The organism is Halomonas sp. PAMB 3264 (assembly GCF_031954245.1).
Lineage (GTDB): Bacteria > Pseudomonadota > Gammaproteobacteria > Pseudomonadales > Halomonadaceae > Vreelandella.
The window spans coordinates 649399-668385 of record NZ_CP134866.1 but is presented as its reverse complement, the minus strand read 5'-3'; the positions used below and the strand labels follow the sequence as shown (position 1 = coordinate 668385).

At 62.7% G+C, this 18987-nt stretch carries 19 protein-coding genes and 3 tRNA genes; 9 read left to right on the top strand and 13 right to left on the bottom strand.

Annotated features, from left to right (window positions below; all coding sequences use genetic code 11):
* The first annotated feature begins 82 nt into the window (after positions 1 to 82).
* The 3 genes from RN347_RS03080 (at position 83) to RN347_RS03070 (ending at position 3822) form a co-directional block, all read left to right on the top strand.
* Positions 83 to 2929 carry a valine--tRNA ligase gene (locus RN347_RS03080; RefSeq protein ID WP_311960142.1) on the top strand — a complete coding sequence of 949 codons (2847 nt, stop codon included), beginning with the start codon at positions 83 to 85 and terminating at the stop codon, positions 2927 to 2929.
* A 190-nt stretch (positions 2930 to 3119) separates the two neighbouring features.
* On the top strand, positions 3120 to 3428 hold the full coding sequence (locus tag RN347_RS03075) for a hypothetical protein (protein WP_311960141.1): 309 nt from the start codon (positions 3120 to 3122) through the stop codon (positions 3426 to 3428).
* 61 nt (positions 3429 to 3489) lie between these two features.
* On the top strand, positions 3490 to 3822 hold the full coding sequence (locus tag RN347_RS03070; RefSeq protein ID WP_311960140.1) for a DUF4124 domain-containing protein: 333 nt from the start codon (positions 3490 to 3492) through the stop codon (positions 3820 to 3822).
* 23 nt (positions 3823 to 3845) lie between these two features.
* Here the strand turns inward: RN347_RS03070 and RN347_RS03065 are convergent, their stop codons facing one another.
* A complete protein-coding gene (locus RN347_RS03065; protein WP_311960139.1) occupies positions 3846 to 4337 on the bottom strand; it encodes a nucleoside deaminase in 492 nt (163 codons plus the stop codon).
* 233 nt (positions 4338 to 4570) lie between these two features.
* On the opposite strand from RN347_RS03065, the gene RN347_RS03060 reads away from it, so the two are divergent.
* Positions 4571 to 5056, top strand: coding sequence for a nucleoside deaminase (locus RN347_RS03060; RefSeq protein ID WP_311960137.1), 486 nt, complete (start codon positions 4571 to 4573; stop codon positions 5054 to 5056).
* Between the two features lie 43 nt (positions 5057 to 5099).
* Here the strand turns inward: RN347_RS03060 and RN347_RS03055 are convergent, their stop codons facing one another.
* The 8 genes from RN347_RS03055 to RN347_RS03020 form a co-directional block, all read right to left on the bottom strand.
* Positions 5100 to 5666, bottom strand: a complete 567-nt coding sequence (locus RN347_RS03055) for a DUF2726 domain-containing protein (protein ID WP_311960135.1) — start codon at positions 5664 to 5666, stop codon at positions 5100 to 5102.
* 339 nt (positions 5667 to 6005) lie between these two features.
* A tRNA-Thr gene (locus RN347_RS03050) sits at positions 6006 to 6081 on the bottom strand.
* A 71-nt stretch (positions 6082 to 6152) separates the two neighbouring features.
* Positions 6153 to 6227, bottom strand: a tRNA-Gln gene (locus RN347_RS03045).
* A gap of 6 nt (positions 6228 to 6233) precedes the next feature.
* A tRNA-Phe gene (locus RN347_RS03040) sits at positions 6234 to 6309 on the bottom strand.
* 155 nt (positions 6310 to 6464) lie between these two features.
* A complete protein-coding gene (locus tag RN347_RS03035; RefSeq protein ID WP_263585113.1) occupies positions 6465 to 6740 on the bottom strand; it encodes an oxidative damage protection protein in 276 nt (91 codons plus the stop codon).
* Between the two features lie 40 nt (positions 6741 to 6780).
* Positions 6781 to 7872 carry an A/G-specific adenine glycosylase gene (gene mutY, locus RN347_RS03030; RefSeq protein WP_311960130.1) on the bottom strand — a complete coding sequence of 364 codons (1092 nt, stop codon included), beginning with the start codon at positions 7870 to 7872 and terminating at the stop codon, positions 6781 to 6783.
* Between the two features lie 77 nt (positions 7873 to 7949).
* Positions 7950 to 10271 carry an AsmA family protein gene (locus RN347_RS03025; protein ID WP_263585115.1) on the bottom strand — a complete coding sequence of 774 codons (2322 nt, stop codon included), beginning with the start codon at positions 10269 to 10271 and terminating at the stop codon, positions 7950 to 7952.
* Complete coding sequence (locus RN347_RS03020) at positions 10271 to 10768, bottom strand: GNAT family N-acetyltransferase (protein ID WP_311960127.1); 498 nt, start codon at positions 10766 to 10768, stop codon at positions 10271 to 10273. Before RN347_RS03020 ends, RN347_RS03025 begins: the two co-directional genes overlap by 1 nt.
* A 184-nt stretch (positions 10769 to 10952) precedes the next feature.
* Here RN347_RS03020 and hisB point away from each other — a divergent pair, with 184 nt between their 5' ends.
* The 4 genes from hisB (at position 10953) to hisF (ending at position 13782) form a co-directional block, all read left to right on the top strand.
* Complete coding sequence (gene hisB / locus RN347_RS03015) at positions 10953 to 11546, top strand: imidazoleglycerol-phosphate dehydratase HisB (protein WP_311960125.1); 594 nt, start codon at positions 10953 to 10955, stop codon at positions 11544 to 11546.
* 66 nt (positions 11547 to 11612) lie between these two features.
* Positions 11613 to 12254, top strand: coding sequence for an imidazole glycerol phosphate synthase subunit HisH (gene hisH / locus RN347_RS03010; RefSeq protein WP_311960123.1), 642 nt, complete (start codon positions 11613 to 11615; stop codon positions 12252 to 12254).
* Positions 12255 to 12265: 11 nt separating this feature from the next.
* Positions 12266 to 13012, top strand: coding sequence for a 1-(5-phosphoribosyl)-5-[(5-phosphoribosylamino)methylideneamino]imidazole-4-carboxamide isomerase (gene hisA / locus RN347_RS03005; RefSeq protein WP_263585119.1), 747 nt, complete (start codon positions 12266 to 12268; stop codon positions 13010 to 13012).
* Positions 13009 to 13782, top strand: a complete 774-nt coding sequence (hisF, locus tag RN347_RS03000) for an imidazole glycerol phosphate synthase subunit HisF (RefSeq protein ID WP_263585120.1) — start codon at positions 13009 to 13011, stop codon at positions 13780 to 13782. The genes hisA and hisF overlap by 4 nt, the downstream gene beginning before the upstream one ends.
* 114 nt (positions 13783 to 13896) lie before the next feature.
* On the opposite strand, the gene RN347_RS02995 is transcribed toward hisF, so the two are convergent.
* Entirely contained in the window at positions 13897 to 14496 is a 600-nt protein-coding gene (locus RN347_RS02995) for a YjaG family protein (RefSeq protein ID WP_311960120.1), read from the bottom strand.
* Positions 14497 to 14615: 119 nt separating this feature from the next.
* Between RN347_RS02995 and RN347_RS02990 the strand changes: the two genes are divergently transcribed.
* Positions 14616 to 15305 carry a type 1 glutamine amidotransferase gene (locus RN347_RS02990; protein WP_311960118.1) on the top strand — a complete coding sequence of 230 codons (690 nt, stop codon included), beginning with the start codon at positions 14616 to 14618 and terminating at the stop codon, positions 15303 to 15305.
* Here the strand turns inward: RN347_RS02990 and mnmH are convergent.
* The 3 genes from mnmH to radA all read right to left on the bottom strand — a co-directional run bounded on the left by mnmH (position 15302) and on the right by radA (position 18883).
* On the bottom strand, positions 15302 to 16384 hold the full coding sequence (gene mnmH, locus RN347_RS02985; RefSeq protein ID WP_311960115.1) for a tRNA 2-selenouridine(34) synthase MnmH: 1083 nt from the start codon (positions 16382 to 16384) through the stop codon (positions 15302 to 15304). The two genes, RN347_RS02990 and mnmH, sit on opposite strands and share 4 nt — an antisense overlap.
* Positions 16385 to 17422 (bottom strand): selenide, water dikinase SelD, encoded by a 1038-nt coding sequence (gene selD, locus RN347_RS02980; RefSeq protein WP_263585124.1) that lies wholly within the window; start codon positions 17420 to 17422, stop codon positions 16385 to 16387.
* 87 nt (positions 17423 to 17509) lie between these two features.
* Entirely contained in the window at positions 17510 to 18883 is a 1374-nt protein-coding gene (gene radA / locus RN347_RS02975) for a DNA repair protein RadA (protein ID WP_252109598.1), read from the bottom strand.
* Between the last annotated feature and the right edge of the window lie 104 nt (positions 18884 to 18987).

Here is an 18987-nt window from a genome sequence, read left to right as displayed (position 1 = left end):
TCGCGCTATACTTGTCGCCATTTTTTCGCCCCATCCGAATTTCATGCGCTCCCTTTGGGACGCATCGTTTGTGAGTCGCTCCATGGAAAAGACCTACCAACCCGAACAGATCGAAACCCGCTGGTACGCGCGCTGGGAGGAGGACAACCGCTTCGCGCCGTCAGGCCAGGGGGCGCCCTTCTCCATCATGATTCCGCCACCCAACGTGACCGGAAGCCTGCACATGGGCCACGCGTTCCAGGACACCATCATGGATACCCTGACGCGCTGGAAACGCATGCAGGGCAACAATACGCTCTGGCAGGTGGGCACCGACCACGCGGGGATTGCGACCCAGATGCTGGTCGAGCGTAAGGTCGCCGCCGAAGAGGGCAAGACGCGCCATGATCTCGGGCGCGAGGCGTTCACGGACAAGATTTGGGAGTGGAAGGCAGAGTCTGGCGGCCACATTACCCGTCAGCTGCGCCGTATGGGCGCCAGCGTTGACTGGCCGCGCGAGCGCTTCACCATGGATGAGGGCTTCTACAAGGCGGTGCAGGAAGTCTTCGTGCGTCTGCACGAGGAGAAGCTGGTTTACCGCGGCAAGCGTTTGGTCAACTGGGACCCGACGCTGCACACCGCGATTTCCGACCTGGAAGTCGAAAACAAGGAGCAGCAGGGCAGCTTCTGGCATTTCCGCTACCCACTGGCCGACGGCGTGCAAACCGCCGACGGCAAGGATCATATCGTCGTCGCCACCACCCGCCCGGAAACGCTTTTAGGCGATACCGGCGTGGCAGTGAACCCGGACGACGCGCGCTACGCCTCACTGGTCGGCCAGTTCATCGAGCTTCCGCTGGTCGGCCGGCGCATTCCGATCGTCGCCGATGAGCACGCGGACATGGAGAAAGGCTCGGGCTGCGTCAAGATCACGCCGGCCCACGACTTCAACGACTACGAAGTCGGCAAGCGCCAGAACCATCTTTTGATCAACGTCTTCTCCAGGGACGCCACGATCCTCGAGCGCGCCGAGATCTTCGACCTCAAGGGCCAGCCCCAGCCGGACGAAGACGCCACCCTGCCCACCAAATACGCAGGCCTGGATCGTTTCGAAGCGCGCAAGCAGATCGTCGCCGACATGGACGCGCTTGGCCTGCTGGTCGAGGTGGAAAGCGTCAACAACACCCTGCCTTTTGGCGACCGCTCGGGCGATGTCATCGAGCCGCTTCTGACCGACCAGTGGTTCGTGGCGGTCGAAAGCCTGGCCAAGCCTGCGATCGAGGCGGTAGAGAACGGCGATATCCAGTTCGTGCCGAAGAACTACGAGAACATGTACTTCGCCTGGATGCGCGATCTGCAGGACTGGTGCATCTCGCGCCAGCTCTGGTGGGGCCACCGCATTCCCGCCTGGTACGACGAGCAGGGCAACGTTTACGTGGCGCGCTCCGAAGCGGAAGCCCGCGAGAAGCACGGCCTAACTGCAGACGTCACTCTAACCCAGGACGAGGACGTGCTGGATACCTGGTTCAGCTCGGGCCTTTGGACGTTTGGCACGCTGGGCTGGCCGGAGAAGACCCCGGAGCTCGAGACCTTCCACCCCACCAGCGTGCTGGTGACGGGCTTCGACATCATCTTCTTCTGGGTCGCCCGGATGATCATGATGACGCTCAAGTTCACCGGAGAGGTGCCCTTCAAGACCGTCTATGTGCATGGCCTGGTGCGCGACGGCCAGGGCCAGAAGATGTCGAAATCCAAGGGCAACGTGCTCGACCCGATCGACCTGATCGACGGCATCAGCCTGGACGCGCTGCTGGAAAAGCGTACCGGCAACATGATGCAGCCGCAGAAAGCCAAGGCGATCGCCAGGGCGACGAAAGAGGAGTTCAAGGACGGCATCGAGCCCCACGGCACCGATGCGCTGCGCTTCACGTTTTTGTCGCAAGCGACCACCGGGCGCGACATCAAGTTCGATATGAACCGGCTGGACGGCTACCGCAACTTCTGCAACAAGCTGTGGAACGCCTCGCGCTATGTGCTGATGAACGCCGAAGGCGAGGATTGCGGCGCTGCGGACGAGCCGGTGGAGCTCTCGTTAGCCGATCGCTGGATCATCTCCGAGCTGCAGAAAACCGAGGCCCAGGTCACCAAAGCGATGGACGAGTACCGTTTTGACCACGCCTCCCAGGCGCTTTACGAGTTCGTCTGGAACGAGTACTGCGACTGGTACCTGGAGCTTTCCAAGCCGGTGCTGTGGGACGAAGCCGCAAGCGCCGAGTCCAAGCGCGGCACCCGCCGCACCCTGGTGCGCGTGCTCGAAACCATCCTGCGCCTGGCGCACCCGATGATGCCCTATATTTCCGAGGAGATCTGGCAGCGCGTCGCGCCCTTGGCCGGCCGTCATCCGGGCGGCGACGCCTCGATCATGACGCAAGCCTGGCCACAAGCCAATGAAGACAAGATCGACGAGCAGGCCGGGCGCGACATCGAGTGGCTCAAGGGTGTGATCATCGCCGTGCGCAACATCCGCGCCGAGATGAACATCGCCCCGGGCAAGCCGCTGGACGTGCTGCTGACCAAGGGCCAGCCGACGGACGCCGAGCGCCTCGAGAGCAACCGCCTGTTCCTCTCGAAACTGGCCAAGCTTCAAAGCGTCACCTGGCTTGCCAACCCCGCCGAGGCGCCATTGTCCGCCACTCAGCTGGTCGGCGATATGGAAGTGCTGGTGCCGATGGCGGATCTGATCGATAAGGACGCGGAGCTTGCGCGCCTGAACAAGGAGATCGACAAGCAGGACAAGCTGATTGGCGGTATCGAGAAGAAGCTTTCCAACGAAGGCTTCACCGCCAAGGCGCCCGCCGCTGTCATCGAAAAAGAGCGCGGCAAGCTCGCCGAGTTCCAGTCCGCTAAAACGCTGTTGCAAGAGCAGAAGGCCAAGATCGAAGCGCTTTAACCTCTTCGATGCTCTAGCCCGCCATGCTCACCGGCTCCGTCAGGAGCCGGTTTTTTTACACTTGGTAGCGCTCGATCAGCACACACATCCAGTTGCGTACCCGATCATCAAGCTTGTGTCCTGTGTCGCACCGTGCGCGTTTCACTCAAGGTTTCGAACCTGCCTGCCCATTAACGGTTGTCTTATGAACATGAGCCACCTGGAACACGTGCTGATCGGCCTTGGCATTCAGCTTCTGCTTGCCCTGCTGCCCCGCGTCACGCTGTGGGTGTCCGGGGCGCTGGCCGTGGCGGTGTTTCTGGGCCGCGAAATTGCTCAGCACGAATACAAACTGGCCGTGGCGCGCGGCTGGGAGTGGGGCCAGACCCAGCCGGTGGGTGTGCTTGAAGGCGTCGTCACGGGCTGGCACCTGGACTCGGTACTCGACGTACTGGCGCCGGCGGCGGGCTGTTTTCTGCTGGCGCTGGGAGTGTGGGCAATACGCCAGCGAGGTCGCTAGCGCGATTTGGCGTTTTATTGCTACTCTAGCCGGACCAATGTTTTCTTAGCGGCGATGTACAATGAAAAGAACGCTTTTGCTATCCGCGCTGACGCTTGTTGCCCTACCCGTTCACGCAGAGCTGTTCAAATGCACCGCGCGGGATGGCCACACCACCTTTCAGGACAGCCCCTGCGCGAACGGGCGTTCTGAAACCGTCAATCCCAACGGCCTTAGCATCATTCAGGCAACGCCGGTCAGCGCCCGCGCCTCGATTCAGTCCGCCTCCGTCCAGCCGCCCCGCATCATTTACCTGCCCGGCGGCAGCCAGCACCAGCACTCCATTCAGCAGCGTAACGCCCGCGTTAAAGCACGTGCCCGCCTGCCGCTCAGGTTTGGCCGAACACGCCACTGAATTTTTAGCGACTGCATGATTTCTCAGCTTTGATGGCGATGGGTCCAGCGCCGAAACGGCGCCGTAGGATCCTCGACTTTCATCTGCGTAAAAGGCAAATTCTGCTGGGCGATGGGTTTGGCGAACTCGTCATAGAACGTTGCGAGCGTCATGTAGCGGCCGCCATCCTCGTAGTGCTCGCCTTCCTGTTCGCGCGTGGCGGCAAAGTACACCTGCTCCGGCGCCGCATAGTAAAGCGCCCCAAGGCACATCGGGCACGGGTAAGCGGTAATGTAGACATCGCACCCGTTCAGGTCGGTTCTTCCCTTGGCGGCCAGCTCACGGATGGCGGTGATTTCGGCATGCGCGGTGAGATCCCCGCTTTGCGACACCTGATTGGTCGCCTCATGCACGATCTCGCCGGATTCACGATCCACCACGATGCAGGCAAAGGGTTTGCCGCCCGCGTCGACGTTCTCCAGCGCCAGCTCGACGCTACGCTGGATCAGGGTTTCAGGAGTAGGTGTCTGAGTCATGAGATATTCGATTCCTTTTGATCGATGGGGTAAACGTCCTGTTCGCCACAAGCCCCTCAACGCCTTGGCCACATGCGGCCAGCTACCTGGGGAGCCGCCACCGCAAGGCTCGCGGTGGAACATGAAAGATAGTCGAAATATACCGGCGCGCGGGTCGAAATCGACACCTTCCCATCATGCCGATGCTCAGGTGCTACGCTTGGCCTAATGACCCGTTCAAACAGGAGCTTTCCATGAATGCCACCCAGCGCCATCAGTTACTCCAGCGCGCCGTTGCCCTCGCCGAGCAGGCCCTCGAGGCCGGCGACGAGCCCTTCGGCTCGGTGCTCGCCGATGCGCAAGGCGTTGTACTGCGTGAGGCCCGAAATCGCATCAACAGTGGCGATGCCACCCAACACCCGGAGTTCGAGCTGGCCCGCTGGGCCGCGCAGCACTTGAGCGAGCGCGAACGACATGGGGCCACCGTGTTCACCTCCGGCGAGCATTGCCCCATGTGCGCCGCCGCCCACGCCTGGGCCGGCCTTGGCCCCATCGTCTACGCCAGCTCTTCCAAACAGCTTGCTGCTTGGCACAAAGAGTGGGAACTCGAAAGTCCGCCAGTGGCGCCGCTGACCATCGAGCAAGTAGCGCCGAAGGTGCCGGTCAGCGGGCCGGATGAGGCGCTGGCTCGGGCGGTTTATGAGCTGCACTGTCGGTATCGTGGTGCTCGAAGTGCATGATCTGGTTGGCAAGGAATCACATCAGCATTCGGATCAAATAGGGCTAGCGGCTGCTGTGAACCTTGATCTTTCGGGAACGATAATCCAGCCACATTCTTTTTAATTCGACGCCCGCGTCAGCGCATACTGACTCGAGGATTCTATCCCTTCTCTGCCGATCCGGCCGTTCATGGCTTGGGTCGTCCAGCTCCATGACATACAGGATGCTGAAATCTTCCTTGCTGCAGATCACATAGTCGAAATGCCATTGAGAGATCTGTCTGAATAAGGCCAGGTACGCGCTACTTTTGGACCGATACTTTTTGGAATTGGGCTCTATGACGTCGACCACTCGAACCTGAGCGAAAATGTAACACTCCGCACCATAGGTACTGACCAGCACCCTGTATACGTCCTGCTCACTGGGCGACATTAAGGCGCCTTTCTTGTGATAGGCTCCGCCTTTTTTCAAGAGCGCTTGTGACCTTGACGTTTTCCTGTCAGAAATGGAGCCGGTTCTTTTGGATGACAGGCCAGCCAGCATTAGTTTCATCAAGACGACGAAAACAAAAATAGTGGGTATCCATAGTACCGCTGGCCATAACAACGCAGTGGCATTCACGAAATCCATTCACACCTCTTTTTATTATGTCGTTCTGTATAGCCTCGGTTTCAGTACTGATAGCTGGAAGTCCGCCATATGTAACCGTAGAGCGATTGTAGGGTTTTCAAGAGTAGCTCGCCCTGCTCACGCTACTCGAACCGCAAATTTTCTGGCAAATCGAACTCAAGCCAATCTTTATACGCAGGGGAGCTGGCAGAGGTAACCTTTGACTGTCACCATCGGAAAACGGCGTCTGATAATCACCAGGAAATTAGCGATATGAAGAGAAATCCACATACGAAAAAGCCGCCCCAAAGGGCGGCTTGATCATGTTCTTTAACGTTTCAGCTTTTAACCATTGTTTAATGGTGCCGACACCAGGAGTCGAACCCGGGACCTACTGATTACAAGTCAGTTGCTCTACCAACTGAGCTATGTCGGCGCTTCGCGTTTTCTTGAACATTTGACTGGCTTGCGTGAAGCGAGTCAGTCAACAAGAAATCTTGTTGGCAATGGCTGGGGTACCAGGATTCGAACCTGGGAATGCCGATACCAAAAACCGGTGCCTTACCACTTGGCGATACCCCAGCAGTGTGGTGGCCAGAGACGGAATCGAACCGCCGACACGGGGATTTTCAATCCCCTGCTCTACCAACTGAGCTATCTGGCCGCTGCCAACGGTGCGTATTAAACTAAAAACGCCGCTTTTCGTCAACACCTTTGTGAAACTTTCTTTCCGTTCACGAGGTTATGGCACACCCCGCGCTTTTCGCCCTGGCCTGCCGGTGGCAGCAAACGCCCGCGCAGCGGGCGCTTGAGCGGCCTTCAGGGCTGGCTGGGCGGCACGTAGCCTTCGGCCTGATCGGTGGGTTCGTTATCCAGAAAGCGCTCCATCTGCGTCATCAGGTACTGGCGCGATTCCGGCTCGAGCATGTTGAGGTGCTTTTCGTTGATCAGGCGGGTCTGCAGCGCCTGCCACTCCTCCCAGGCTTTTTGCGAAACCGTGGCCTGAATCTCCTGGCCCTTCTTGCCAGGCAGTGGTGGGAAGGCGAGGGCCGGTAGTTCCTGCTGGTACTTGCGGCAAAATACGGTGTTACTCATGAAGGTGCTCCTTGATGGGTGAGTTGCCCCCGAGTATGGGTCAGGGCCCCGGGGTGGGATCAAGCGAAAACGGCGCGAGCTGTTTTAAAAGCGATTTGACCGGTGCGGCCAGTCCCAGCGCCGGCGGGTCCAGCGGGTCGAACCAGACGCCCTTCTCGCGCACACCGTTAAGCCCTGCGCATCGCGCCGGCTGCGGGGTGATCACCAAACGAAAGTGGCTAAAGGTATGGGTGAAGTCAGGAAGCGCGGGCTCGATGATCGCACTGTCGGTAAAGGTGGCCAGCCAGTCGCTGAGCGCGGCGCGATCGTCGAACTGGGGCAGGCTCCAGAGCCCGCCCCAGAGGCCAGAGGGTGGGCGCTGTTCGAGCCACACGCGCCCCCATTCGTCGCGCAGTATCAGCATCAGCGTGTCACGGGTGGGCAGGGTCTTTTTCGGCTTGGACTCGGGATAGCGCTGCGGCGCGCCCTCTTTATAGGCGGCGCACACATCAGCAAATGGGCAGATCACGCAGTCCGGCCGGGCGCGGGTGCAGAGCGTGGCGCCGAAATCCATGATCGCCTGGGTGTAGTCGGCCAGGCGCTCATTAGGGGTGAAGTAGTCGGCCAGCTGCCAAAGCGTACGCTCCACGGCGGGCTTTCCGGGCCAGCCGGGCACGGCGTGAAGCCTGGATAGCGAGCGTTTGACGTTGCCGTCCAGAATGGCGGCGCGCGTGCCCTGACTTTGGGCGATGATGGCGCCCGCGGTCGAGCGACCAATGCCGGGCAGCGCCATGAGCGCCTCGACGCTCTCGACGGGCAGCTCGCCGCCGTGCTCGTCACGCGCGGTTTGAGCGGCCTTGTGCAGGTTGCGGGCGCGGGCGTAGTAGCCAAGCCCGGTCCACAGGTGCAGCACCTCATCCTGGTCGGCGTTGGCCAGCGCGTTTAGCGTGGGAAAGCGCTCCATGAAGCGCTCGAAGTAGGGAATCACGGTAGTGACCTGGGTTTGCTGCAGCATGATCTCGGAGACCCACACGCGGTAGGCGCTGCGCGGCGACTGCCAGGGCAAATCATGGCGGCCGTACTGGTCGAACCAGGCCAGCAGCCGGCGTTGAAATTCAGGGGCCGTTAAACACGGCGTCGGCGTATCGGCCATGGGGTGAAAACACTCCGCGGGCAGGGCAGGAAAAAAAGCGCCGGCCCAGAGGCCGGCGCTCCCAAAGAGTAGCGGGATCAGTCGAAGAGGTTGCGAATGCCGTTACGCAGCTCGCGCACGTTCTCTTCACCGAGGCGGTCGTTCAGTTCGTCGAGGGTCTCGCCAAGGCGCTCTTCGATCTGCGCGCCGGCTTCGTCCTGCAGAAGCGACACGACCGAGGCCTGGAAGGCGTCACGGTCGAGCCGGCACCACTGGGACTTGTCGTCATCGAGATGGCCCTCGCAGAGCACCGGCAGCGCCAGCGCCTGAAGGCGCGGGTTGACGTTGCAGGCGGCGTCAGCGGTATCCACCAGTCGGGCGTTGGCATGAGTCAGAAAGTTCATGCTGGTGAGGTTCAGCTCGCCGCTGCCCTGCATGTCGATACCCGGCAGCGTCACCATCAGGTCGTCGCTGGTCACTACGCCGTTGCGCACGTTGAAGGTGGCGTCGAAGCGATCGAAGCGGGTATCCGGCTGCCAGTCGCGCAGCGTGCCCTCGCCTTCGAGTTTGGCGACGAGCTCGCACACCTGCTGCGAAATGTTGGTTTGCAAAATGGCGCCGTTGTCGAGGCGCGCGTCGAGCTCGCCGTTGAGATTGCTGGTCAGCACGTCGCGCGTGTTACCGCGCGTGGTGAGCTCGCCCTGCAGGTTGAAGCGCCCGCGAATCGGCGACGGTTCTTCACTGAATGCCTCGATCATGGGCGCCACCTGTACGCCACTGATGGCGGGCGCGAACTGCCACGCCAGCACCGGCTCACGGGCGTCGATCGAGCCCGTCGCCTCCAGCGTGCCATCGTAGAAGCGCGACTCGAAGCCGGTCAGCCGGTGAAGGCCCTGCTCGCCGCGAAGCGACAACCGGGTGTCATCGAAGGTGAGCCCGGCAAGTGTGAGCCGGTCCACTTCCAAGTCGCCTTCCAGATCCAGCGCAGCGAGCCACGCCTGGGGCAGCAGCGGGTTTGCCTCCTGGGCAACGGCACGGCGAATGAGGCCGTGGCTCGCCTGCTGGGCGGTGACCGGCCCCGGCAGATAATAATCCAGATCGAGGTGATCGCCGGAAAGATCGAAGCGCAAGGCGCTGCCGTCCAGCGCCGCGGCCAGCTCACCGGTAAAGGTGCTGTCATCGAGCACTAAAGAGAGCTGGGGCAGCGTGATCTGCTCCAGGTCGCCCTCGACGGGGCTGGTCATGGCGACATCGCTCAGCGCGGCTTCGCTGGCGGTATTGAGCGACACGCCCATGCGCGAAAGCCAGGGGCGCAGCGTGAAGGGCGCGGCGTTGAGCTGACCCTGATACTGCGGGGCGTCCAAAAACTGTTCGACGTTGAGATGGCCGCTCAGGCGCAAGTTATCGGGGCCGGTGAGCTCGGCGTCGCGAAGCTGTGCGGTTTGCGCGCCCCAGTCGCCGTCCAGGGCGAACGCCAGCGCCATCGCCAGCCCTCCCTGCCAGTTCTCCGAGTGGCGCAGGCCGGTTTCGATCACCCCGTCGCTGACGCTGAAGCGCTGCTCGCCAAGCCAGGCGATCATTTCGGCGGCTTTCAGGCTGAGCTGCTGCGGTTCTTCCTCGCTTGCGGTGGTCGAGCGGGTGGAGAGCTGGAAGTCCTCGAAGGTAACGCGTTCATCGTTCAGGCCCAGCAGCACGCGGGTCTCCAGGCTCATCTCGCTGGTAAAGGCCGGGGTGCGCTCGAGCGCTTCGGCGTCCAGGCGATTGTGCCGGGTCAGGGTAAACATCGCCTTGAGCGGAAACGCGCGCGACGGGTTGACGTTGCTGCCGTTGATATCGAGCGACTGCAGCCGCCAGAGCGCCTGGTTGGGCGCATCGCGATAGCGAATGTCGGCGTTTCGCACCTCCACGCTTGCGATGTTGAGCACCACCGAGAGGCTGCCCGCGTCGACGTGGGGCCCGGCGCTGGCCGGCGCCAGCACGGTTTCGGCAGATTCACTGTTCTGCTCGGCCAAGCGCTCCACGAGCGGCTGCCAGTTGCCCTCTCCACTTGCGTCTCGCTCAAGATTCAGGCGCACGCCGTCCAGCGTCAGGCCGTCGATGGCGATTTCACCGCGTAAAAGCGGTGCAAAGGCAACGCTGACCTCGGCCCTGTCCACGGCGGCGAACGAGGTATCCTCGACGGGCTGCTCGGGAAGCCAGGCGCGCGCCTGGGACACGCTGACGCCGATGCGCGGGTAGAACGACCAGGTGATCGGCCCTTCCAACGCCAGATTGAGCCCGGTTTGCTCTTCGACCACCTCGACCAGGCGCGGTTTGAAATCCTCGGGATCCAAAAAGGTGGTGACATACACCACGGCGGCGACGGCCACCATGGCCAGAATGCCGACCGCGGCTAGCAAAATACGCAATAACTGTTTCATCACCCGTTCCCTTGTGGGTCTAGCTCGACATACTCATGAATACCGCTGTCACTCAAGGCGCCGCTACCGGCCGCCGGTGGCGCGGAAAAAGGCCGATAGCCGATTTTGGACAGCAGGATACGATCGGCCAGCGGCAGCGAGCCGGCATCGATACGAAGCGTGCGACCATCCTCTTTTGCCTGCTCGCCCAACAGTGCCATAAGGCGGGAGCCGACGCCACGCCGCCTGGCGGAGCTTTTCACGCAAAGCTCGGAAAGCCACCAGGCACGATCATCGGCTTCATATATGGCCACCGCGCCCAGCAGATGGCCGTTGAACCGGGCGCAGGCGAAGAACTGACGCGGCGACTGGACCAGATGCTGATCGATGAACGGCGCGACCGTCCGGGTGCGTAGCCGCTCCCGGGGAGCGTCGGCATAGATACGCGAAAGCTCCTGGCGTACGGCATCGTCCGTCTCCCAGCGGGTCTGATCGACATACAAAAGCGTCACCGGCATGCTCAATCCTCCTGGCTGCGTTTGCGCCGCCCTGCCCGCTGAAATCGGCGACCTTTCGCGCATTGTAGCGGATGGGGTCATCGATTCTCTATAATGGCCGTTTGGCTCGCTATTATGTCCAAGGTCGGGCGTGGACGTTCACGCCTCGCCGCCCCACTATGCGCGCAAGCGCAGGAGATGCAACATGTCAGCGCGAACTGCCACGGTCAGCCGTGACACCAACGAAACGCAGATCACCGTGACCATCGACCTCGACGGCGAAGGCCATTTGAAGGGCGAGTCTGGCGTGGCGTTTCTTGATCACATGCTGGATCAGGTCGCGCGTCATGGCATGATCGACATCACCATGGACGTCACCGGCGACCTGCACATCGACGCCCACCACACGGTCGAGGATCTGGGCATTACGCTCGGCCAGGCGTTCGACAAGGCCGTGGGCGACAAGCGGGGTATCGTGCGCTACGGTCACGCCTACGTGCCGCTCGATGAAGCGCTTTCGCGCGTGGTGGTCGACTTTTCCGGCCGCGCGGGGCTGTTCATGAACGCCACCTTTACCCGGGCAATGATCGGGGCGATGGACACGCAGCTGTTCAGCGAGTTTTTCCACGGCTTCGTCAACCACGCCCGGGTCACGCTGCATATCGACAATCTCAAGGGCGAAAACGCTCACCACCAGGCGGAAACTATCTTCAAGGCCTTTGGCCGGGCGCTGCGTATGGCGCTTGCCGAGGACCCGCGCATGGCGGGAAAAATGCCCTCGACCAAGGGAACGCTTTGATGCCGGCCGCTTCTCGCCGTACGCCCTCGCCCACCGTTATTCGCCCACCCCTGTAAGGAGCGCAACATGACCATTGCCGTTATCGATTATGGAATGGGCAATCTGCATTCCGTGGCCAAGGCGCTTGAACACGTAACCCACGAAAACGTCATCATCACCCGCGATGCCCGCCGCATTCTGGGCGCCACCCGCGTGGTGCTGCCAGGCCAGGGCGCGATTCGCGACTGTATCGGCGAGCTCGAGCGCACCGAACTCCGGGGTCTGGTCGATGACATCCTGACCCGCCAGGCCAAGCCCTTGCTCGGCATTTGCGTGGGCCAGCAGATGCTGATGGAGAAAAGCGAGGAGAACGGCGGCGTCGACTGCCTGGGCTTTTTTCAGGGCAGCGTCGACCGCTTCCCGCTTGATATGCGCGACGAACATGAGCAGCGCCTGAAGGTGCCCCACATGGGCTGGAACCGGCTCACCCAGCACCACGACCATCCGCTGTGGGAAGGCATCGAGGATGGCGAGCGTTTCTACTTCGTTCACGGCTACTACGTCAACGCCACCACGGATGGCCACGTGCTCGGCACGACCCAATATGGCGATGTGAAGGCGCACGTCGCTATCGGACGCGATGCCACCTTCGCCGTGCAGTTTCACCCGGAAAAAAGCGCGCGGGCCGGTCTTCGCCTGCTCGAAAACTTCGTTACCTGGACGCCCTGAGAGGATTCACCATGCTAGTCATTCCCGCCATTGATCTCAAAGACGGCCAGTGCGTACGCTTGAAGCAGGGCCGCATGGAGGACTCGACCTCCTACGGCGACGACCCGGTCGCCATGGCCGGACGCTGGGTGGAGGCCGGCGCGCGCCGCCTGCACCTGGTGGATCTCAACGGCGCCTTCGAGGGCAAGCCGGTCAACGGCGACGCAGTCACCGCCATCGCCCGTGCCTACCCGAACCTTCCGATCCAGATCGGCGGCGGTATTCGCAGCGCCGAGACCATCGAGCACTACTTAAGCGCCGGCGTCTCGTATGTGATCATCGGTACCAAGGCGGTGAAGGAGCCCGAGTTCGTCGGCGAGATGTGCCGCGCCTTTCCCGGCAACATCATCGTCGGGCTCGACGCGAAGGACGGGTTCGTGGCCACCGACGGCTGGGCGGAAGTCTCCACCATCAAGGCCACCGAGCTTGCCAAGCGCTTCGCCGGTGACGGCGTCTCCAGCATCGTCTACACCGATATCGCTCGCGACGGCATGATGCAGGGTGTGAACATCGACGCCACCGCCGAGCTTGCCCGCGAAGGCGGCCTTCCGGTGATCGCCTCCGGTGGGGTGACCAACCTCGACGACATCAAGGCGCTTTGCGACGTCGCCGACAGCGGCATCCTCGGAGCGATCACCGGCCGCGCCATCTACGAAGGGAGCCTGGACGTGCGTGAAGCCCAACGCCTGAGCGATGAACTGACCGGAGGTCGAACATGAGTCTGGCCAAACGCATCATTCCGTGTCTGGACGTCGACGCCGGCCGCGTCGTGAAGGGCGTGAACTTCGTCGGCATTCGCGATGCTGGCGACCCGGTGGAGATCGCCAAGCGCTATAACCAGCAGGGCGCCGACGAAATCACCTTTCTGGATATCACCGCAAGCTCTGACGAGCGCGCAACTACCGTCGACATGGTCTCGCGCATCGCCGGCGAGGTGTTCATTCCGCTCACCGTGGGCGGCGGTATCCGCAGCTGTGACGACATTCGCACCATGCTCAACGCCGGCGCTGACAAGGTCTCGATCAACACCGCCGCAGTGACCAACCCGGAGTTCGTCTTCGAGGCCGCCGAGCGCTTCGGCAGCCAGTGCATCGTGGTCGCCATCGACGCCAAGAAGGTGTCCGGTGAAGGCGAGCCGCCGCGCTGGGAGATTTTCACCCACGGCGGGCGTAAGCCTACCGGGCTCGATGCCGTCGAGTGGGCAAAAAAGATGGTGGCCCTCGGCGCCGGCGAGCTGCTTTTAACCAGCATGGACCGCGACGGCACCAAAAGCGGCTTCGATTTGGGCGTAACCCACGCCATTTCCGAGGCGGTGAGCGTACCGGTGATCGCCTCCGGCGGGGTGGGCAACCTGCAGCACCTGGTGGATGGCGTGATCGAAGGCGGCGCCGACGCGGTACTGGCGGCGAGCATTTTCCACTTCAGCGAATACACCATTCCGGAAGCCAAGCGCTACATGGCCGAGCGCGGCATCGAAATGCGCCTTTAGCGCGCGGCTCATATCATCGCCTAATATCGTCGTCTTACACTTCTGCCCGGAGCCCTTGCAACCGAAGCACTCCGGGCCGTTTGCCTTGCGTCAGAGCGCCTTTCGGCCTGGATGTCAGGCGTCGTCGCCCAAGCTGAGCCCCAAATTACTGACGCCGCCGTTGCGCCCGAGCACACGCAGCTCCTTGAGCGCGGCCTTGTCGAGCGGTGCGCTGACCGCCTCGAGCACCGCGTCCTGAAAGTCGTTTTCGTCCTCCATGAGCGGGTGGTCGCGAATGATCAGCGCAAGCTTCTGGGCGTCTACTTCGCCTTCGGTCAGCTCGATGAAGGCGCGCACGCCGGCCCGCGAGGTGCGGCTGACATCCAGCACCGCCTCTCCGGCGTCCCCCTGTAGCGTGTCGAGCAGCGCGTTCACCGCGACCACCGCATCCAGCGCGCGCCGCGCGCCGAAGCTGTCGTCGTCTTCCGGTGGCTCGCACTCGGCAAGCTTCTCGGCCTGGCGGGCGAAATCGATACTCGCGCCGGGTACCTGCAAGCGCTCCCACACAAGGCTCAGCACGGTCTTGAGCGTGTGGCTGTCGCCCTGGCCGGTGGTTTGCACGTACAGCGCATAGTTGGGTATCAGGCGCTCACAAAGCGCGGCCATGAAGGCCTGCTGGGCGTTCAGCGGAAGCGTCTGAAGAAGCTGATAAAATCCAGAGGGTTTGGCCACCATGTTGATTTCCTGAGCCTTTATAGGGGTGAAAAGGGTATTGGTGAAGACAAGGCGATACGTTATCGTCGCACATTCGCAAACGCGACTTTGACGCGACGACGGCCGGCGAGGAGATTACCATGCATATTCATCTACTACAGCACGGCCCGCACCACGGCCCCGCCCGCCTGACCGACTGGCTCGACAGCATGGGCCACAGCTACACGGTTTTTCATCTGTTCGACGGCGAGCTGACCCCGCGCCCCGGCGAGTGCGATGCGCTCATCGTGCTCGACGGCCCGGAGGAGTTGATTCAAACCCCGCCCGCCTGGTCCAGAGCGGAGAAAAAACTCCTGAACCGCTACCTGGACGGCCAGCGTCCGGTGCTCGGCATCGGTTTGGGGGCGCTGTGGATTGCCGAGGCGCTGGAGGCGGTAATCGCCCCGGGCACCTACCCGGAAACCGGCTGGCACGGCGTTACGCTTGCCCCGGAAAGCCCGTTCGATCTTCCCGAGCGCTTCGAGGCGTTCATGTGGCACCGCTACGTGTTCAGCCTGCCGGATGCCGCCCTGCCGCTGGGCGGCAGTGACGCCGCCCCGCTTCAGGGCTTTGCCTGGGATGCCGGGCGAGTGGTGGGGCTTTTGTGTCACTTCGAGGTCACCGCCCAAAGTGCCGCCGAGCTTTTCGCGCACCCGCCCGCCGCGCCGGCCACGGCCGCCGGCCAACGCTATCTGCAAAGCGAAGCGGCCATTCTGGAAACCCCCAAGCGCTTTCACGGCCTGGCACCGCTACTTGATCGCGTCATGCTGCAGTGGCTGGCCCGCGCCTAGGCGCTCCACTGACGGGCGGCGTCCAGGCAGCTCTCCCAGTCGCCCACATGAAGCTCCGCCGGGGCGCTCTGGCGCCGCTCCAGGTGATAACGGTAGAGCGGGTCGTAGTATTCGGTCAGAAGCGGGCCAAGCCAGGCTTCGTGGGCCTGGGTGTTGCCCAGGTCGTGGGCAGCGAACGCCAGCGCCTGCAACCGCTGAAGGCGCTGCAGGCGCGCATTACCCAGCCGCTTGGCTAGCCGCTTCAGGCTATTGGAAAGCTGCTCTTTCATGCGCGCACGGCCTTCCTCGGCGCCAAACCGCGCCACGAACGCCGCCTCTAGCGCTTCGATATAATCATGGCGAAGCTGATCCAGACGCCAGTCCAGCGGCATCTCGACGCGAATGCGTGGTGCTTTTTCCATCGCGTGCCAGAAAGTGAGAGGAATGTTGGCATTGCCGATCTGGCGCGACTCATCCTCCATCACCAGCTTACCGGGGCGGTCCAGCAGCTGCACTGCAAGCGTGTGCTCGAAATCGATTTGCGTCGTGGGCGCCTCGACCTGGCGGCCAAACGCCGAGCCCTTGTGGTTGGCACAGGCCTCCAGGTCGATGCCGTTTTCGAGACGGTTGATCAGTACGGTCTTGGCAGAACCGGTCAGCCCGGCCACCACCAGCATGGGCTGCTCGGCGGCCTGATCGATACGCTCGCAAAGTGCGCGGCGCATCTCTTTCCAGCCCCCCGCAACCCGGGGCACATCGACGCCCTCCTCGGCAAGCCATGTCGTGGCGATCTGCGAGCGCAGGCCGCCACGAAAGCAGTAGATCAGCGCGTCCGGGTGGCGTGACAGATACTCGCGCCAGGCCGCAATACGCGCCCGCTTGACCGCGCCGCTGACCAACCGCTCGCCCAGGGCGATCGCCGCCTGTTGGCCGTGCTCCTTGTAGGCGATACCGACCTGATGGCGCTCCTCGTCGACCATCAGCGGCAGGTTGACCGCACCAGGAAGGCTCCCCTGAGCAAACTCGACCGGCGCGCGCACGTCGATCAGCGGCGTGCCCTTGTGAATCAGCTGGGTCGTGGCGGGTACGTCATTTCTCATCTAGCCGACCACATCGATCAGTGCATCGCCTTCCCGCGCCTTCATGGTGCCGAAGGGCTGAAGATCGAGCCCGTGCTCGCGGCCAATGCGCTCCACGTCATCCTCCCAGGCCGGGTCGACGCTGAGCAGAAGACCGCCGGAGGTTTGGGGATCGCACAGCCACTGCCAGTGCGCTTCGTCCATCGGTTTGAGCTGCCCACCCAGCGCTTCGTGATTTCTGAGCGTGCCGCCGGGCACCGCGCCCTGGCGGCGGTAGGCTTCGGCCTCGGCAAGGCGCGGCAGCCGGCGAAAATCGATCTGCGCCATGACGTTGCTGGCACTGCAGATCTCGCTGAGATGGCCGGCCAGACCAAACCCGGTGACATCGGTCATGGCGTTGAGCCCCTTCACTTTGGCAAGCTCCACGCCGATGCGGTTGGATTTGAGCATAGTTTCGCGGGCCAGGCCATGGTGGCCCGCTTCCAGCAGGCCGCGCTTTTCGGCGGTGGTCAAAAGGCCCACGCCGAGCGGCTTGGTCAGAAAGAGCAGGTCGCCGGGTTTGGCGCCGCTATTGAGCTTGAGCTGGTCGAGCTGGATCAGCCCGTTCACCGCCAGGCCAAAAATGGGCTCGGTGGAGTCGATGGAGTGCCCGCCGGCCAGCGCCACGCCGTGCTCGCGGCACACGCCCTGGGCACCGGCCACCACGTCGCCGGCGATCTCCGGGGCAAGCTTGTCGACCGGCCAGCCCAGAATACTCAGCGCCATCACCGGCGTACCGCCCATGGCGTAGATATCGCTGATCGCGTTGGTCGCGGCAATACGCCCGAAATCGAAGGGGTCATCGACGATCGGCATGAAGAAGTCGGTGGTCGAGATCATGCCCCGGCCATCGCCCAAATCGAACACGGCAGCGTCTTCGCGCCCCTGGTTGCCCACGATGAGCTGCTTGTGGCCGGCGCTCGGGCCCGCCTTGGCCAGAATGCTGTCGAGCACGTCCGGGGCGATCTTGCAGCCGCAGCCGGCGCCGTGGCTATATTGGGTCAGTCGAATCGAACTCATGGCGTCTCTCCTTGAAACCCACCGGTCGTCGCGTTTGCCCGCGTGATCGTCGATAGGTCGTTGTTTTCCATTTAAGCGTAGTACAGCTTAAAGCGCTTCCAGCGCATCGCTCAACTTATCCACGGCGATGACTTCCATGCCCTTGGGCGGCTGCTTCGGCGCGTTGGCCCTCGGCACGATCGCGCGTAAAAAGCCGTGTTTGGCGGCCTCGGAAATGCGCTCCTGGCCGCTGGGTACCGGACGAATCTCGCCGGACAGCCCCACCTCGCCGAACACCACCAGCTCCTTCGGCAGCGCCCGGTTTTGCAGGCTCGACACCACAGCCAGCAGTACCGCAAGATCGGCGCTCGTTTCCAGCACCTTGACGCCGCCGACCACGTTCAGAAACACGTCCTGGTCGCCGGTAAAGAGCCCGCCGTGGCGGTTGAGCACGGCGAGCAGCATCGCCAGTCGGTTCTGATCGACCCCCACCGCCACACGGCGCGGATTACCCAGCGCCGACTCGTCCACCAGCGCCTGCACCTCGACCAGAATCGGCCGCGTGCCTTCCCACACCACCATGACCAGACTCCCCGGCGCCTGCTCTTCCTGACGGGAGAGAAAGATCGCGCTGGGGTTCTTGACCTCTTTCATGCCCTGCTCGAGCATCGCGAACACGCCCAGTTCGTTCACCGCGCCGAAGCGGTTTTTCTGCCCCCGTAGAGTTCTAAAGCGCGAGTCGGCGCCGCCTTCGAGCAGAAGCGAGGCATCAATCATGTGCTCGAGCACCTTGGGGCCGGCCAGGGTGCCGTCTTTCGTCACGTGGCCGACCAGCAGCAGTACCGTGTTGCTCTGCTTGGCAAAGCGGGTGAGCGCGGCCGAGGATTCGCGCACCTGTGCCACGCCGCCGGGGGCGGAGCTAATGTCCTCGAGGTGCATGGTCTGGATCGAGTCGATCACCAGTATTTCCGGCTTTTCGCGCTCGGCAACGGCAAGAATCGTTTCGACGCTGGTTTCGGCCAGCATCTTGAGCCCGCTGGTGGGTAGCTGCAGGCGGTGGGCGCGCATGGCGACCTGGGAAAGCGACTCCTCACCGGTGACGTACATGATGCGCCGCGTTTGAGCGAGCTTGCAGGCGGTTTGCAGCAGCAGGGTCGACTTGCCCGCCCCCGGGTTTCCGCCCAGCAGCACCGCCGAGCCGGGCACGAGCCCGCCGCCCAGCACGCGGTCGAACTCGGCGAAGGTGGAGCTTAGCCTCGGCACCTCGCTCAAATCGACCTTGCTCAGATCGACCACGTCACGGGAAAGATCTCCTGCGTAGCCGCTTCGACCCTGAGCGGGCGCCCCGGCACCGGGCCGGGCGCTCGCCAGGCGCACCTCGCTCAGGGTATTCCATTCCTGGCAGCTCGAGCACTGCCCCTGCCACTTGCGGTATTCGGCTCCGCACTCGGTGCACACATAGGCGCTTTTGACTTTGGCCACGCCGCGCTGCTCCTGTCTTGCTTGCCGCCCGGCGGCCGCTACAAGGTGCCGGGCAAATACACGAAAGGCGGCTCAGGGCCGCCTTTCACACTCACGGCGCGTAT